This window comes from uncultured Nostoc sp. (assembly GCF_964247315.1).
Taxonomy (GTDB): domain Bacteria; phylum Cyanobacteriota; class Cyanobacteriia; order Cyanobacteriales; family Nostocaceae; genus Nostoc.
Map to the genome: position 1 here is coordinate 1 of NZ_CAXTTT010000012.1, position 16,712 is coordinate 16,712.

At 38.9% G+C, this 16,712-nt stretch carries 15 protein-coding genes; 12 read left to right on the top strand and 3 right to left on the bottom strand.

The genetic code is table 11. From position 1 onward, the window contains the following. Positions 1 to 145: 145 nt before the first annotated feature. Positions 146 to 643, bottom strand: a complete 498-nt coding sequence (locus ACFE93_RS05855) for a hypothetical protein (RefSeq protein ID WP_375472427.1) — start codon at positions 641 to 643, stop codon at positions 146 to 148. Between the two features lie 1,010 nt (positions 644 to 1,653). On the opposite strand from ACFE93_RS05855, the gene ACFE93_RS05860 reads away from it, so the two are divergent. Beyond that, on the top strand, positions 1,654 to 2,133 hold the full coding sequence (locus ACFE93_RS05860; RefSeq protein ID WP_375472428.1) for a hypothetical protein: 480 nt from the start codon (positions 1,654 to 1,656) through the stop codon (positions 2,131 to 2,133). A 67-nt stretch (positions 2,134 to 2,200) separates the two neighbouring features. Then, positions 2,201 to 2,497 carry a hypothetical protein gene (locus ACFE93_RS05865; RefSeq protein ID WP_375472429.1) on the top strand — a complete coding sequence of 99 codons (297 nt, stop codon included), beginning with the start codon at positions 2,201 to 2,203 and terminating at the stop codon, positions 2,495 to 2,497. A gap of 114 nt (positions 2,498 to 2,611) precedes the next feature. On the opposite strand, the gene ACFE93_RS05870 is transcribed toward ACFE93_RS05865, so the two are convergent. Beyond that, complete coding sequence (locus tag ACFE93_RS05870; RefSeq protein WP_375472430.1) at positions 2,612 to 2,893, bottom strand: response regulator transcription factor; 282 nt, start codon at positions 2,891 to 2,893, stop codon at positions 2,612 to 2,614. A gap of 43 nt (positions 2,894 to 2,936) precedes the next feature. Beyond that, positions 2,937 to 4,322 (bottom strand): response regulator, encoded by a 1,386-nt coding sequence (locus ACFE93_RS05875; RefSeq protein WP_375472431.1) that lies wholly within the window; start codon positions 4,320 to 4,322, stop codon positions 2,937 to 2,939. Between the two features lie 757 nt (positions 4,323 to 5,079). Between ACFE93_RS05875 and ACFE93_RS05880 the strand changes: the two genes are divergently transcribed. The 10 genes from ACFE93_RS05880 (at position 5,080) to ACFE93_RS05925 (ending at position 16,679) form a co-directional block, all read left to right on the top strand. Then, positions 5,080 to 5,754: a VWA domain-containing protein gene (locus ACFE93_RS05880; protein WP_104909341.1), complete on the top strand. Its 675-nt coding sequence runs from the start codon at positions 5,080 to 5,082 to the stop codon at positions 5,752 to 5,754. Between the two features lie 50 nt (positions 5,755 to 5,804). Then, entirely contained in the window at positions 5,805 to 6,587 is a 783-nt protein-coding gene (locus tag ACFE93_RS05885; RefSeq protein WP_375472432.1) for a PP2C family serine/threonine-protein phosphatase, read from the top strand. Positions 6,588 to 6,644: 57 nt separating this feature from the next. Continuing rightward, positions 6,645 to 8,813, top strand: coding sequence for a tetratricopeptide repeat protein (locus ACFE93_RS05890; RefSeq protein ID WP_375472433.1), 2,169 nt, complete (start codon positions 6,645 to 6,647; stop codon positions 8,811 to 8,813). 331 nt (positions 8,814 to 9,144) lie between these two features. Continuing rightward, a complete protein-coding gene (gene rfbF / locus ACFE93_RS05895) occupies positions 9,145 to 9,918 on the top strand; it encodes a glucose-1-phosphate cytidylyltransferase (RefSeq protein WP_375472434.1) in 774 nt (257 codons plus the stop codon). A 235-nt stretch (positions 9,919 to 10,153) separates the two neighbouring features. Beyond that, the gene (gene lhgO / locus ACFE93_RS05900) at positions 10,154 to 11,368 is read left to right on the top strand and encodes an L-2-hydroxyglutarate oxidase (protein WP_375472435.1); all 1,215 of its coding nucleotides are present in this window, start codon (positions 10,154 to 10,156) and stop codon (positions 11,366 to 11,368) included. Between the two features lie 430 nt (positions 11,369 to 11,798). Beyond that, positions 11,799 to 12,827, top strand: coding sequence for an NAD-dependent epimerase/dehydratase family protein (locus tag ACFE93_RS05905; protein ID WP_375472436.1), 1,029 nt, complete (start codon positions 11,799 to 11,801; stop codon positions 12,825 to 12,827). Positions 12,828 to 12,928: 101 nt separating this feature from the next. Then, entirely contained in the window at positions 12,929 to 13,882 is a 954-nt protein-coding gene (locus ACFE93_RS05910) for a glycosyltransferase family 2 protein (protein WP_375472437.1), read from the top strand. A 38-nt stretch (positions 13,883 to 13,920) separates the two neighbouring features. Further along, positions 13,921 to 14,928 carry a glycosyltransferase family 2 protein gene (locus tag ACFE93_RS05915; RefSeq protein ID WP_375472438.1) on the top strand — a complete coding sequence of 336 codons (1,008 nt, stop codon included), beginning with the start codon at positions 13,921 to 13,923 and terminating at the stop codon, positions 14,926 to 14,928. A gap of 50 nt (positions 14,929 to 14,978) precedes the next feature. Further along, on the top strand, positions 14,979 to 15,821 hold the full coding sequence (locus tag ACFE93_RS05920) for a phytanoyl-CoA dioxygenase (RefSeq protein ID WP_375472439.1): 843 nt from the start codon (positions 14,979 to 14,981) through the stop codon (positions 15,819 to 15,821). Positions 15,822 to 15,842: 21 nt separating this feature from the next. Then, positions 15,843 to 16,679, top strand: coding sequence for a phytanoyl-CoA dioxygenase family protein (locus ACFE93_RS05925; protein ID WP_375472440.1), 837 nt, complete (start codon positions 15,843 to 15,845; stop codon positions 16,677 to 16,679). The last annotated feature ends 33 nt before the right edge of the window (positions 16,680 to 16,712 follow it).

Genomic DNA, 16,712 nt, shown 5'->3' on the forward strand with positions numbered 1-16,712 from the left:
TACGAACTCACCTCTATTTACCACTTTGCCAACATTTAGATGCGTTTGCCCTGGGATTTCTCGCTTGTGAAAAATCCGGGTGTTTTGTTTCCGAAAAAAAGCGTGTCAACCTCTTCAGGGAAGTCAAAAATCAAAGGTTGGTTATTTAGTTTCTACTAACAACAATTTTAACAATGTAGTCTTGAAGTGCGATCGTCTGTCCGCTCTTTGGGTACGGGGAAACCTGTGTCAATCTCACCGAATATTTATCTGAAAGTTGAATTGGTAAAGGATCGCGACCTGGGATCAGGGTTAGCATTAATGTTGAAAGTTGCTTTCCATTTTTTATGATGTCTAATCCAATAATAACTTGCCCTTGCCAAATACAAGTGACATTAGAAGGACACCGAGAATCTTGGATAACTTTTGAAAATTTGATTTCAATATTTTCAGTGGGGAGGTAAGCTGTCTTTCCATATTTAAGATAAAATGGAGTATCTAAAGTAGTTCCTACTCTAGCCATCAATTGTTGATGATTACCTTGAGCAATTGATTGGACTTCGATTTTTGAAGGCTTGATATTTGATAACATTCCATAGCTAGGAAGACAATTTCCTCCACTAAGAAATGTTAAGATAACTGCTGCGCTCACTACACTTTTCATTTTTATACTCCATAGTCAGGAATTTTATTATTAATTGAGCTAGAAAGCAAGCTTATAAATTGTTCTGTCTCTGCTAGAATGAAGCTTCAAAACACAAAACGCAATTAGCTAACTTTTGTACGTAGGCACAGCCTGTCGTAGACATCGCTTCTTGCATAACCATTAAGATTGAGAGCCGTTTGCTTTCTCACGCTTGAGTTAAAATACCATAAAACCAGCAATCTAAATACACAAGCTTTTTTCTGATTTCAAAAACTTCAACAGCGCTTTTCAAAGAATTTATTCCTTGATTTATCTTGAAGATTCACTCTAGTTTTACTTTCTAGCATTATTACTGCATAGTTGAGCAATTATTACATTATGTAAAAGGGACATTATTTTTTCTCTGTTCTCAACAAGCCCAGTTTTTTGCGACGATGAGCAATGACCACGATTTCACAAGGCGTAGCCCGTCGTAGACATGGCTTTGAGACTTGGAAAATAAATCAAATGAGAAATGCTGATTTTTTCGTTGGTTCTTAACACTTGGTTGCGATCGAGGGTAATTTAGATGTGTTTGCTTTAGCGATCGCAGAACTTAAATCTTTAAAACTCGATAAAATCTCACAAGTAATATTTTGCCACTCAACAGACTACAAAAATCAAGCTTCACTCTTTTTTGTAGTGTAATTGCATTGGTTTGTAGTACTCAACAGAGGTAAATTTCCCCTGTTTGAGCCGAAAAATCACTACTAAAACTGCCTCTAAAGCATTCACCATAAAGAATTATTGGGCAATTTTGCTGAAATCTGCCTGAACAATATCAAAAGAATGGCCAATCCAATCTAAATTTTGTTCATTTGAAATGTAAATCTGATTTTGTATACTTTTGATAAGTGTGCTACTTGCTGTTTTATTGAGAGCATCCCTATTTGGCAAGAAGATAAAAGCATTTTTTGGCTTTCATTCATGTCGTTAATCTTCCTGTTGATGGAGGAATTTCAGTTTGAGTTAATAGGAGTTTAATTCTAATGGCAACTTCTGACAATAGCAATCAAACTGCTGAACCACAAGGTACTAGCAATAATTCAACTGGTAATGGCAATTTTTCTTTCAGTGATGGCAGCAGTTTAGATGGTGGCGGTGGCTTCAGTGGGGCTACTACTGGTAGTAATAACTTCGCTTCCTTCAGTGGTGGTAGCAACCCCTTTGCTGGCAGTAGCGCATCTAGTGCTAACAATGCCACTGCTAGCGGAAACCTCCCCGGTAACTTACCATTTGGCAGCACTCCCCCCTCCAAGGAGAGTGGTAGCAACCTACCTAAAACTAGCAACGGTCTACCTGTACCTTATAACAGTGATAACTGGATATCTGATCTTAAAAACTTAGATAGTGCAAATGCCACTAGCAACGGTGGTCAAGGTAATGGTAACTGGTTATATGGTAGTAACAATACAACTGACGGTAATGGTAACTGGAATTTTGCTATAGGACTCCGATTTGATTTCTGAAAACATACTGAGACTGAAAAGCCCGTTTTATCAGGGTTTTATCTGAAATCTTGTTCAGAAATCAGATATGAGTCCTATAGTAGCAACACAACCAACGGTAACGGTAACTGGAACTACAGTGATGGCGGCAAAACCAAAAGGTAATGGCAACTGGAGCTTTGCTAAAGATAATACAACCTCCGGTAACGGTAACTGGAACTTAGGCAATAACAACGACATATTTGGTAATGCCAATACACTCGCTGGTAGTAACAACGACATCCTTGGTAGTGGCAACACAGGCAGTGTAAGTAACAGCAATCTCCTTGTAAATCGGATTGAAGCCAGTGGTGATGGCAAAACACTCGTTGGTAATGAAAACTAGAATTTTTCTGTTAGTGACGAACTGATATCGCTAGGTAGTACTACGCCCAGCAAAGCTATCGGCACTGATATCATCAGTTTAATCAGCAGTGCTGACCTTGTAACATCTGCCACATTAAATCCAGCCTACAACAACCCGAATTATGATTTCTCTGCCATATACTAAAACTTTGTAGCAGACAGAAGCTAGTTTTTGCATTTGGCGGCAGAATTCAAAACCGCTAATTTCTGGGATTATCACATTAGTAATAATTGCATCCAAACGATAGATTATTGCCTTGCTCATTCCATCTTTGGCATCATAAGCTTTAATTACCGTATGTCCCCTGTCTCTTAAAAAGCTATTGATTAACTCCAACTGAGAAGGAGCATCTTCAACAACTAAAATTGTTGCCATATTTATCTTCACTAGCTCAAATTAGTTAGATTTTATGGTTAATTTAAGTCAAATGCATAAAGACTATTTTCAGCAATTCGGCACGAGTAAATGGTTTGGTTAAGTAACCAGAGGCCCCGACTAATTTTGCTTTTACTTTGTCTACAATTCCTTTACTACCAGTGACAAAAATAATAGGAGTTTTTTGAAATAGGGAATTATTTCGTATAATTCGGCACAATTCATAGCCATCAATTCCTAGCATATTTAAATCCAACAAAATTAAGTCTGGTTTGTGCCTTATAATTGACAAAACGGCTTTTATTGGATCGTTAATAGTCACTACAGAAAAATTTTCATTTTCTAAGAAATAACTAATTTCTTTAAGAATTGTGGGACTATCATCTACAGAAACAATTTTGTGGAATTTTTGTACTGTTACAGTAGCAGCCGTTACTCTTTGGGAAGCAAGATTTATGTTATTTGATATTGTTGGTTCCTGAAAGTTTTCTTTTGAAGGAGTAGTAATCTGTGGTAATCCCTGAATAGGAACTATTTTCTCTTCAAGAATATTTGGGTAAGAATTTACAGTGGTACTTAGTTCTTGTTTGGTGTCAACTAACCCTGAAATCAATTTTGAGAAAAGCGGTCGCTCCTCGAAAAGCTTTGGTAATTTATCAAATGGTGGATCGGGTTCATGGAGGATAATCGCACCCTTAAGGATATAAGGGTATAAATTGCGAGCTAGTTGAATTTCATCTTGATTCAAAATTGCAGCCAGATGACAGAGGCTAAAACCCTTCATCCAGTTAGTTAAATCTGGCTGGAGGTCTGGCAAATCTTGGTTATCAAACTTGGTGTTAATCAACAGATATGGACGTTGATATGGAGAAGAAATTTTGGGTACAAAAGCCTGCCAATTCTGTAATCTTACTTGGCAACGGTCAAGAACTTTTTCTACATCTAGCCTGCAAATTTTTGGCATTTTATCAACTGGTTCTGTTAATTCATAAGTACCTTCTTGGATGAGCAAAAATGATTCAATTACCTCTTTAACTAATTCTTGAACCAGCACTGCTGCTTGTGTAGAATGTAGATGTTGTTGACTAACAAGCCAGGATATAGCCTGATACTCAAGAGGGTGGCTTCTCGAATTAGTGTCATCTTTGATTAGCTGACTGTGTGAGTCAAGTTCAAACATCAGCCGTACTTGCACACGAACCTCATTAGTAAGGAGTAGAATTTGCTGGCTGAGGCGTCGCAAATGGCGTTCTAGTCGATCAAAAGGTTCCACGGAATGGGTAGCGTAAGTTATTTTGCCCTGTTCTAAGTAAATCGACCAAGAAACTGAGTTACTCAATACTTGTAAACAAGTACTGTCGGAACAATTGGATAATTGCCTTAACAAACTTAGAGGACGTAGTTTGGTAAATGTACCTGAGTAATTCATATTTTTCAAGTTTTTTTGCGGAATCAACAACTGAACATTTGTAGATTGAAAATATGAGCTATAAAGTATTCTTTTCTTTCTAATATTTTTCTACCCACAAACTATTTATTTGAAAGTATGTACATATATTAAAAATTGTAAGTATTTTAAGTTTTTTGTTACATTTAGCACATTTAACTTAATCTATCTCAAAAAATAAGTAGGTATGAATAAAGGTAAACATCTATCATAGCTAGATTATCAGTCGATGTTGCTTAATTCTGGATTTTACCTCCTACTGACAACTCTTGAGTGAAGACCTTAATAATGACGTTTATTTATACCCATTCACTTAAAGAGGCAAATTTGATTCCAAGTTCGCGCAGTTACGCTGGTATAATTCTAGAGTTAACAAGCTTAATTATGGTTAATTACTTTTCCTTAAAGAAACGATTCTTCTACATAAAATCTTTAAAAATTTATCTAGGAAAGTTTACGTATTTATTGTACTGTAGGTTTAATGGATATAACTTTTTGGTAGATACATTACAACAGGTAATGCTGGGTTTTGATAAACTCTTTTTTGCTAAACTAAGCTGTGCTCAAGTTCATCTTAAATATATAGAGTATATAGAGAACTTCATGAAAATAATTTGTTTAATAAAGATTAGAGCATCTACCACTAGATACTATATTCTGTAGTCGCCTCGGCGATTAAAATTATATACTTTGAGCAAAGGAAAATAAAGCTTTGGACTTTAACATAACACAAAAAGTTATGCATGATACATTAAGACTTGATGAAGTAGTAGAATTTGCTGAGAACCCAGAACCACGTTGTCCTTGTGTACTTTTATTAGACACATCTGGGTCGATGCAAGGAGAGCCAATTGAGGCTTTAAATCAAGGTTTACTAAGCCTAAAGGATGAATTAGTCAAAAATTCTTTAGCCGCTAGACGGGTGGAAGTGGCGATCGTCACTTTTGATAGTAATATCAATGTATTACAAGACTTTGTGACTGCCGATCAATTCAATCCGCCTATTTTGACAGCACAGGGCTTGACTACAATGGGTGCGGGAATTCATAAAGCTTTGGACATAATTCAAGAGCGGAAATCTCAGTATCGTGCCAATGGGATTGCTTACTATCGTCCTTGGGTATTTATGATTACCGATGGAGAACCCCAAGGTGAGTTAGAGCATATAGTAGAACAAGCATCCCAGCGGCTACAGGGAGACGAGGCAAACAAGCGGGTAGCATTTTTTACAGTTGGAGTAGAAAATGCGAATATGACGCGTTTAAATCAAATAACTGTACGTACTCCCTTAAAGCTTAAAGGATTAAATTTTATCGAGATGTTTGTCTGGCTGTCAACTAGTATGTCAGCTGTTTCTCATTCCCAAGTAGACGAACAGGTAGCACTACCGCCAATTGGTTGGGGGACTGTTTAATTAAAAATTGCAGCTTGATGTTTACACAGCTAGCTGCTTGAAAAAAATTTATGAACATATCAAAACAGATTGCTCAATGGCGGATTGTGGCTGCGTCTGTATGTGGTACAAGTCACTTAAAAAACAATCAATTATGTCAGGATGCTCATCACTGGCAGATATTGTCAGATAATGTTTTAGTGGCGGCCGCAGCAGATGGTGCGGGTTCTGCTAGCCTTGGGAAAGTGGGAGCGATGGTTGCTGTGGAGACAGCAATAGAAAACATTTCTACCAAAGGGCTGACCCGAAAAAGTTTGACTGATGATACATTGGTGCGATCGCTCTTAAATGATGCTATATTAGCCGCCAAAAAAGCTGTGGATGATGAGGCAGCTACTTGTGAAAAACAGCCTCAAGATTTAGCAACTACCTTAATTATGCTGGTTGCCACACCAGAAGTTGTAGCTGTGGTACAGATAGGTGATGGTTTGGCAGTGGCAAAAGATCGTATGGGCAACCTGTTAGCACTGACTATGCCTGACAGCGGTGAATACATCAACGAAACCACTTTTTTAACTTCGCCTAATGCCTTAGATACAGCACAGATGAGACTATGGCGCACAGAGATAGTAAACGTTGGTATCATCACCGACGGATTACAAATGCTGGCTTTGAATATGGTTGTTGGCGAACCTCACAAACCATTCTTTTTTCCACTGTTTGAATTTGTCGCCAATACCGAGGATAAGACAGAAGCGAAGGAGCAGTTAGTAAAATTTTTACACTCAGAGCGGATTACGCAACGCACTGATGATGATTTGACACTCATTATAGCCGCATTCAACGACTTGTGAGCAATCAATCTACAGGTTTCACATCTTACAATAACTCCCGTTAGCGGTAATTTCATTATGCAGGTACTACGTTGTTCCCCTAAAAAAGAAATCCTCAGCCTCAATGTCAGTTTGGGGCGTGGGGGTGAAGCTTGCGTTTATGCAGTACCATCCGATAGCAATTTGGTAGCGAAGATTTACCACAAGCCAACCACTGCTCATGCTGATAAACTCCAAGCGATGCTTGCCAACCCGCCAGAAAACCCTACCGCTAGTTTAGGGCATATCTCTATCGCTTGGCCAGAGGATTTATTACGGGCGGCAGATGGTAAAAATAGCATCATGGGCTTTTTGATGCCACGTATTCAGGGGATGCGTCCAATCATCGACTTTTACAACCCCAGAACCCGTCGGCAACACTGCCCTTTATTCAACTATCAGTACCTGCTCCGCACGGCTCGTAACCTGGCGGCGGCTTTTGCAGCTTTGCACGCTAGTGGATATTGCATTGGTGATGTGAACGAATCCAATATTCTCGTCAGCGATACGGCATTGGTGACTTTGATAGACACAGACTCTTTCCAAGTAACCGACCCAAACAAGAAAGTTGTTTATCGCTGTCCAGTGGGTAAACCAGAGTTTACTCCACCAGAATTACAGAATAAAACTTTTGCCCAGCACGATCGCGAAATCTCTCACGATTTATTTGGGTTGGCGGTGCTAGTATTTCAACTCTTAATGGAAGGCACCCACCCATTTTCGGGGATTTTTCAAGGTGCGATTGAGCCACCACCTTACGAAGCACGCATTGCATCGGGTCATTTCACTTACAGCGAAAAGCGTTACGTACCCTACCTGCCGACACCGATTGCCCCCCCTTGGGAAATACTTCATCCCAGCTTACAAGAACTATTTGTCCGTTGTTTTGAAGAGGGTCACAACAATCCACAACTGCGCCCCAGTGCTCAGACTTGGCTCTCGGCAATGGCTGAAGCCGAAGATTCCCTGATTACCTGCACAACAAATCCCCAGCATCGCTACAACAACCACATGCGTAGCTGTCCGTGGTGCGAACGTACCGTGCGATTAGGCGGACGCGACCCCTTTCCATCACATCGGGCTATAGAAGCTAGAGAACATCTCCAACCGCGAATCAAAGCGAGAAAGCGCTACACTCAGACACCGCATTTTCCCCAGCGAGCCATGTCACCGCAGCAGCTAGTTAATTACTGGCAGCCAATAATGACTCCCAGCGGTTCATATAAACCTTCCAAAAAGTCAAAGTTGTACCCGATTATTTTTTGTTTGCTAGGTTTTGGTTTATTGGGATATGCAGACGTAATGATTAAATTTACTCAGCCGTTGGTTTCCCAAAATGCTTACACCCAACAAACAATCAAATCTCCCCATTCAAATAACAAACTCAGCTTCGCTGATTCTTATCAGCAAGGTTATATTGCTTATAAAGAGCGAGACTATGATAAAGCAATTGTCAACTTTAGCCAAGCAATTGAACAAGAACCGACACATGCTAGAGCAATTGTAAATCGTGGTAATGCTCGCTATAACCTGAAAGACTACGAAGGAGCAGTTACAGATTATAGCCAAGCTCTGAAAATCAATCCCAATCAAATCAAAGCTCTGGTAAATCGGGGCAATGCCCGCTATATGCTTGCCGAATATAGCAACGATCCTGATAAAGAATATAATCTAGCGATCGCTGATTATAATCGAGCCATCGGTCTGGATAATAATGAAATTGAAGCTTATGTCAGACGGGGGATTGTCCGCGCTCAAATGGCTAAATATAGCGGGGAATCTCAACAAGCTTACAAAAAAGCGATCGCAGATTTTACTCAGGCAATAAAACTTAATGTTTCCAAAGCCGAAGCTTACTTCCAGCGGGGTGTTGTCTATTATCAAATTGCTCAATATAGCAGCAATTATCAGCAAGAATATAATCAAGCGATCGCTGACTTTAACCAAGCATTAACTCTAAGCCCCAAACTAGCAAAAGCATATCTCAAACGAGGTATGGTTCGCTATGAACTGGCACAATATGGCGGTAGTGAAGCTAACAAAAACCAGACAAAAGCTGTCGAAGATATACAGGCATCTGCCAAAATATTTCTTGAGCAAGGTGACATGGATAATTATCAGCAAGCACTCAGTAATATGTGCGTAGTTGTAGAAAACAAATGTGACCCTTTATTCCAAGGTTCAATTAATGGCGAGAAAACTAACTAGAAACAAGTAACTTTTCTGACTAGCATATTATTGGTTTTGACTTCAAAAATCAAGCTTGACTAGGGTTAGCTGGCGCTAACCCTAGTTATTTTATAGGTGATATTTTTATTTATTTCATTGAGTAATTTATTTTTGTATTTATAGATATTCATAGAGCTTTTATATAGAAAAGATTTTAATTTATCTTACCTTTATAATTTCATCGAAAATTACAGTTAGATTATTGACGGAGAAACAGAAATCAGAAATACATTTTTCTCCCTTTAAGTGCATCCTCTTCATCTCGAAAAAGTCAAATAATCATATCCCTACAAATCTCCAAGGTAATTGCATGAAAGCGGTGATTTTGGCTGGAGGTCTTGGTACACGCCTCAGTGAAGAAACCAGTATTAGACCCAAGCCGATGGTTGAGATTGGTGGTAAGCCAATTCTCTGGCATATAATGAAAACATACTCTGCCCATAGCATTAATGATTTCATTATTTGTTGCGGTTATAAAGGTTACATCATTAAAGAGTATTTTGCTAACTACTTCTTACACATGTCAGATGTTACTTTTGACATGCGCTTTAACCAGATGAACGTGCATTCTGGTTATGCAGAACCCTGGCGTGTCACCTTAGTAAATACGGGTGATAATACAATGACAGGCGGACGTTTAAAGCGAATCAGCGAACATCTTGGTAACGAGACTTTTTGCTTTACTTATGGTGATGGTGTCAGTAATATTAATATCACCGAGCTAATTAAGTTTCACAAAGAACAAAATAGCTTAGGAACACTTACTGCTGTTCAACCAGCCGGACGTTTTGGTGCTATTTCTTTAGGATATGAGCAAACCAAAATCACCAGCTTTCGGGAAAAACCGGAAGGTGATGGAGCTTGGATTAATGGTGGTTATTTTGTGTTAGAACCAGAAGTAATCAACTTAATTGCTGATGACTCTACAGTATGGGAGCAAGAGCCATTAGAAAAGCTAGCTGATATGGAACAGCTATCTGCTTTTAAACATGATGGGTTCTGGCAACCGATGGATACTTTACGTGATAAAAACTATCTCGAAGGGCTGTGGAAAAACAATCAGGCTCCTTGGAAGGTATGGTAGCCGCTAGGCGGAAGTCAAAAGGTGCCAGTGCGTTGGGCGGCTCTGCCGACTTGTTCGCGCAGCGTCTCCCCTTGGGAGAAGCAACTGGCGTTCAAAAGTCAAAAGTCAAAAGAACTTTATTTCGGGCTTTTCTTTTGATATTTTATGATAGGGCATGTTGGCTTCCGTCTTAATGTACTAGATTGTAACTCCAAAAAACACTTATTTACTCTGGCTCTTAGCTACAATAATACTAATGTATGATTTTGCGATTATAGGTGGGGGAATAGTTGGACTTTCGACAGCGTTGGCTTTAGGAAAACGCTATCCCAATGCGCGTATTTTAGTACTAGAAAAAGAGAGCCAATGGGCATTTCACCAAACTGGCAATAATAGCGGGGTGATTCATTCTGGTATTTACTACAAGCCAGGGAGTTTCAAAGCTAAATTTTGTCGTGATGGTTCTCGTTCAATGGTAGAATTCTGCCAAGAGCATGGAATTGACCATGAAGTTTGTGGTAAGGTAATTGTTGCAACAGAAAAACAAGAACTACCACGCTTAGAAAATCTCTACCAACGCGGCTTAGACAATGGCATAAATGTCCAGAGAATTAGCCCCGAAGAAGTCAAGGAAATTGAACCTCACGTAAGATGTGTAGGTGGAATTCGCGTATCTTCAACTGGTATTGTTAATTACAAGCAAGTTTGTTTGAAATATGCCCAGATAATTCGACAGCAGGGTGGAGATTTACACCTGAATACAAAAGTCCTGAAAATCTCTCCAAGTGGTAAAAATCAGGTACTGCAAACAAACAACGGCAACTTTGCAACCCGCTTTGTAATTAATTGTACTGGATTGCATAGCGATCGCACCGCCAAACTAGGTCAAGTTGAACCCCAAGCCAAAATTGTCCCATTCCGGGGAGAATACTACGAACTCACCCCAGAAAAACGCTATCTAGTCAAAACACTAATTTACCCAGTTCCCAATCCAGATTTTCCCTTCCTGGGTGTCCACTTTACCCGGATGATTGATGGTAGCGTCCATGCAGGGCCAAATGCGGTTCTATCCCTCAAACGCGAAGGTTACAAAAAAACCGATTTTGACTTGCGGGATTTTTTGGAAGTCATCACCTATCCCGGTTTCTGGAAGTTAGCAGCTAAACACGCTGATGAAGGCATTCAAGAAATCATTCGTTCTTTTAGTAAAGCAGCCTTTACCAGAAGTTTGCAAAAACTAATTCCCGAAGTGCAAGCAGAAGACTTAGTTCCCACCCATGCAGGAGTTCGCGCTCAAGCCTTAATGAACGATGGCAAGCTTGTGGACGACTTTTTGATTGTTTCTGGTCAAAACTCCATTCATGTTTGCAATGCTCCTTCTCCTGCTGCCACATCTTCTCTAGAAATCGGCAAAGCGCTTGTGGCAGAAATTCCCCAACTTTCGCATCTAGAGAGTGTAGTAACTGCATAGATAGCATAGTTATTATTTCCGGGACTGCTGAATTAAGGGATGAATCTTGTATAGCGGGCATCTTTCCCTGCCTGAAAATACAACAAACAGGTAAGACACCCATCCCACAAGAAATAAAGTGTCATGCATCTATTAAGAACCACTATAGAGTGCTGCGGTAAGCCTGCAAAGGTTTTATTAACTACATAATGACTGTTAGCCAAGTCATATATAGTGCTTCTGGGTTCAGTCCAATGACATAAGAAAAGGGAGTAAGATTCAAAGCCTCTCTCCTCTTAAGAGAGAGGTTTGGAAAGAGGTTAAGTGATTGCATACAAACGAAAAATATAGCGGTTCCCTTCTAGATGCAACACACTCTAGGGCGTACATCTATGCGTCCAGATAAACGAAGAATTTAACTCATCAACACAATACAAAGGAATTAACCACAATGAAAATATTAGTAACTGGAACAGAAGGTTATCTAGGTTCATTATTACCGCCTCTGTTAATCGAACGAGGACATGAAGTTATTGGTCTAGATACCGGTTTTTATAAAGTTGGTTGGCTATACAACCCTAGTGGGGTGACACCCAAAACTCTCAACAAAGATATCCGCAACATCACCCCTGATGATTTAGAAGGTATTGAAGCCATAGTTCACATGGCTGAACTCTCCAACGACCCAGCCGGACAATTAGCACCCAATATTACCTATGAAATTAATCATGTAGGTTCAGTTCGTCTAGCTAGTCTGGCTAAGGCTATGGGTGTGCGTCGCTTCGTATATATGTCTTCGTGCAGTGTCTACGGTGTTGCTACCACAGGTGATGTTACAGAAAAATCCGCAGTTAATCCCCAAACAGCCTACGCAGAATGTAAAACTCTCGTAGAAAGAGATGTCGCACCACTCGCTGACGATGACTTCTCTCCCACCTTTATGCGGAATGCAACAGCCTTTGGTGCTTCTCCTAGAATGCGCTTTGATATTGTTTTAAATAACTTAGCAGGGTTGGCATGGACAAGTAAAGAAATCAAAATGATTAGTGATGGCACACCCTGGCGGCCATTAGTCCACGCATTGGATATTTGCAAAGCAATAGTCTGCACCTTAGAAGCACCACGAGACATTGTACATAACCAAATCTTCAATGTGGGAGATACAGCGAATAACTATCGCGTTAAAGAAATCGCGGAAATTATTGCTGATGTTTTTCCAGATTGTAAATTATCCTTTGGTGACAACGGCGCAGATAACCGTAGCTATCGCGTATCTTTCGAGAAAATTAACACAATCCTACCCGGATTTAAATGTGATTGGAATGCCCGACTTGGTGCCCAGCAGTTATTTGATTTATTCAGTCAAATACACATGGCTGAAGATACTTTCTTATTTAGAGGATTTACTCGTTTAAAACAGCTAGAGTATCTAATTCGGACAGAGCAAATTGACAAAGATTTTTTCTGGAATAAAAAGTAGCTAAACTCGTCTAGCAGTAACGGACAAATAATCTCAGCTTCCGAATCAACAGTATTTGATTCGGACTTATTTCATCCATAAAATTATTTGCAGGTCGCTATATGAATAAATTACTGACTATCGCAATTCCTACATTCAATCGTGCCCATATTTTAGATAAACAACTTACATGGTTAGCCAAATCTATTAAACGGTTTGAGTCTGACTGTGAAATCTTTATTTCTGATAATTGTTCTACAGATAATACCCAAGAAATTATTAAAAAATGGCAGTTGATTCTTAGTAATGTTACATTTAAATCAAACAGGAATAGTGAAAATATCGGGGTTATGGGTAATATTGCTTGTTGCTTAAAAGCCCCAAATAGTAAATATGTTTGGACAATTGGTGATGACGATCCAATTCAAGAGAGAACCCTAGATTATGTGTTAACAACACTAAAAAAAAATTCAGACTTAGCATTAATGTTTTTAAATTTTTCTGGTCGTCAAAAACAAACAGGTCAACTTGTTGTCGAACGCTGGTTGAATAGTGAGAACGATGAATTAAGAGTTGATGGTAAAAATGTCTTTCAAAGTTATCTGAATGAAAATTTTGGTGGTGTACTTTTTATATCAGCAGCAATTTATCGCACAAATTTAGTACAACGCGCTTTACAAAAATGGCCGTCTGCTACTAATAATTGGGCCTCTCAAGCATATTGGACTGCATTTTGCGCTGCTCATGGAAGTGTCATCGTCACTAAAGACACTTATTTAGAATGTACTATGGGCGCTAGTCTTTTGGATCTTGACCCAACATGGAACCTTAGAATGCGATATGCATACATACCTGAAGTTTATATAAAACTACTAAAGGTAGGATATCCTCATAAATTTTGTCAGGAAATGATTTGGCAGAATTTCCATCAAAAAACTGACTTGAAAATCCTATTAGGTGCTTTAAAACGTTGGCCTTTCTTGACAATCAAGATATTTATTCCTTACCTACGTTTGTTAAGTATATCAGCTTGGGCAATTCTTTTTCCACCAAAACAGCTAGAGACTAGTCTGTAACTATTCATATATCAATTTATTAACTACTATTTATTACCATGCACAAATTACTGACCATTGCTATACCAACTTATAATCGTGCTGAATTGCTGGATAAACAGTTAGCATGGCTAGCTCAAGCTATTAAAGGTTTTGAAGATGATTGTGAAATTTTAGTTTCTGATAATTGTTCAACAGACAATACTCAGGATGTGATTAAAAAATGGCAAATAATACTCAGCAGTATTCCATTTAAATCAAATAAAAATCCTCAAAATTTAGGCGTTGTCAAAAATATTATGTATTGCCTGAATTCGACGACAACAAAATATGTTTGGACAATTGGTGACGATGACCCAATTCAAGATAGAGCCATCGCTTATGTGATTAGCAAACTTAAGCAATATGAAGATTTATCATTATTGTTTCTCAACTTTTCCGGTCGAAACCAAATTACTGGTGAACCAGTTCATCCACCAACAATTGTTGGTAATCGCTGGTTTGATATAGATAGTGAAGATGGTGATGGTGATGGTAAAGCTATATTTGAGCATTGTTTCTCAAAAAGTGTCGGTGCAGTCATTTTTCTGACTGCTACAATCTACCGCACTGATTTAGTGAAATGCGCTCTACAAAATTGGCAAGATGCTGAGAATAATTGGATATCTTTAGCATATTTAGCCGGGTATTGTGCTTCTAATGGTCGTGTAATTGTCACGAAAGAGACTTATTTGGAATGTGTTGTTGGTGTGAGTTATTGGCAGAAAGAACCAAAATCTGCACTGTTAATGCAATACAAACACATACCCGAAGTAATTTTGAAATTGGAGCAGAGTGGATATTCTAAGCAGTTTTGTCGGCGGATGCTTTTACAAAACGGTAAAGAAGTCAACTTGAAAGTTTTCTTAGGTGCTTTAAGAAGATGGCCTATGTCTGCCATTAAGACAGTAGTCCCATTTTTAGCTTTAGTCAGTTTATGTGCTTTTGATGTGATGGTTTCTAAAGATTTTAGTTTAGCTGAATCAAGTGAAATACCTACTCAAGAAATGCGGAGCTATAAGCCATAAGCTACTCAATTACCGAACAATTGACATTGAAACTAGAAAGTATTTACTACATGTTTAGTGTAATTAAACGCAAAATATCTACGTTATCTTCTGACTTTCGATATTATGTAGCTCTTTGGAAGCATAGCAGAAATCTGCCAGCATTGGAAGGGTGCGATCGCAACATCCTGAAGGCTCTCAAAAAAGAGGGTGTTTATGTTACAACATTAGCAGATTTAGGCTTCAACTCTAGCTCTGAACTGCTCAAAGCTGCTTACCAGCAATTGTCTCAGATGGAAAATTCCAACAACGACCATCTAGATGAAAAGTTACCACAAATTTACACAGTTACAGGTTTACTAGAATTTTATGCCTGGGGAATGGAGAAAAGACTTCTCAATCTGATCGAAAACTATATTGGTCTTCCTATTGCTTTTCATGGTGTACATTTACGTAAAGATTTCCCTAGCAAACATCAGTTTGGCACACTACTATGGCATGGCGATTCTGAAGACCGTCGCATTATCAAAATCTTTATTTACTTGAATGATGTCGAAGAAAAAACTGGGCCTTTTGAATATATTCCCCGCTCTTTAACTTCCTTATTTAGTTGGAATTATTTTCGGCTTTACTACAAACTTTGGAAGTCAGGCTATAGGGGTATCGATGATGAAGAAGTGAAAACAGTCATCCCCAAATCAACTTGGAAATCCTGCCCAGGTCCAGCAGGTACTGTCTTGATTGTAGATGCAAAAAATACTTTGCATCACGGCACAGTCCGCACAGAAGAACGCTCAACACTATTCTTTTGTTACACCGCCAACCCTCCTGAAAGACCAGAACTCTGCACCCAATACTGGGATGATACTTATCCAAGAGCAGAGTTAAGGCAACAAATAGAGAATAGCCGATAGTGTATTAAAGGTAGTCATGCCATGCTGCTCAAGATTAAACGCAAAATTTCTTCACTGGGATCTGAGTTAGTTTACAGATTAGCACTTTTGAAACACGCTGCTAATTTACCTGCACTAGAAGAAGGCGATCGCCAAATTCTTGACAATCTTAAATGTGATGGTATTCATATCACCACACTTAATGAATTGGGATTCGATTCAACATCAGAATTGCTCAAGGCAGCTTATACTTATTCGTCCCAGATGGCATCTATCAATAATGACGATTCAAATGAAAAAATTCCCCAAATTTACACAGTTACATATTTACCTGAATTTGCTACTTGGGGAAGTGAAAAAAGGCTTCTAAACATCATTGAAAACTACATTGGTCTACCGATCATTTTTCATGGTGTACATCTCCGCAAGGATTTACCGAATAAAAATCAGTTTGGTACACAACTATGGCACAAAGATGCAGAAGACCGTCGCATGATCAAAATCATTATTTACTTGAATGATGTGGAAGAAAAGCACGGCCCCTTTGAATATATTCCAGCCTCTTTAACCTCTTTATTGAGATTAAATTATTACCGTACTTACTACAAGCTTTGGCAATCTGGTCATTTAGGCATCACAGATGATGAACTAAATAAAATTATCCCGAAACAGGCTTGGAAATCTTGTACGGGATCGGCAGGAACAGTCATTATTGTAGATCCCAAAAAAGTCATACATCACGGGACATTACGCACAGAAGATAGGTTAACTCTATTCTCTTGCTACACTTCTACTTCTCCCGATCGTCCAGAAGTTTGTACTCAATATCGAGACAATACTTTTCCCCAACCAAAGTTAGCGCCATATAGTTCAGTCTAAGCAAGCTAATTGTTAATCTAAAAACCCACTCAA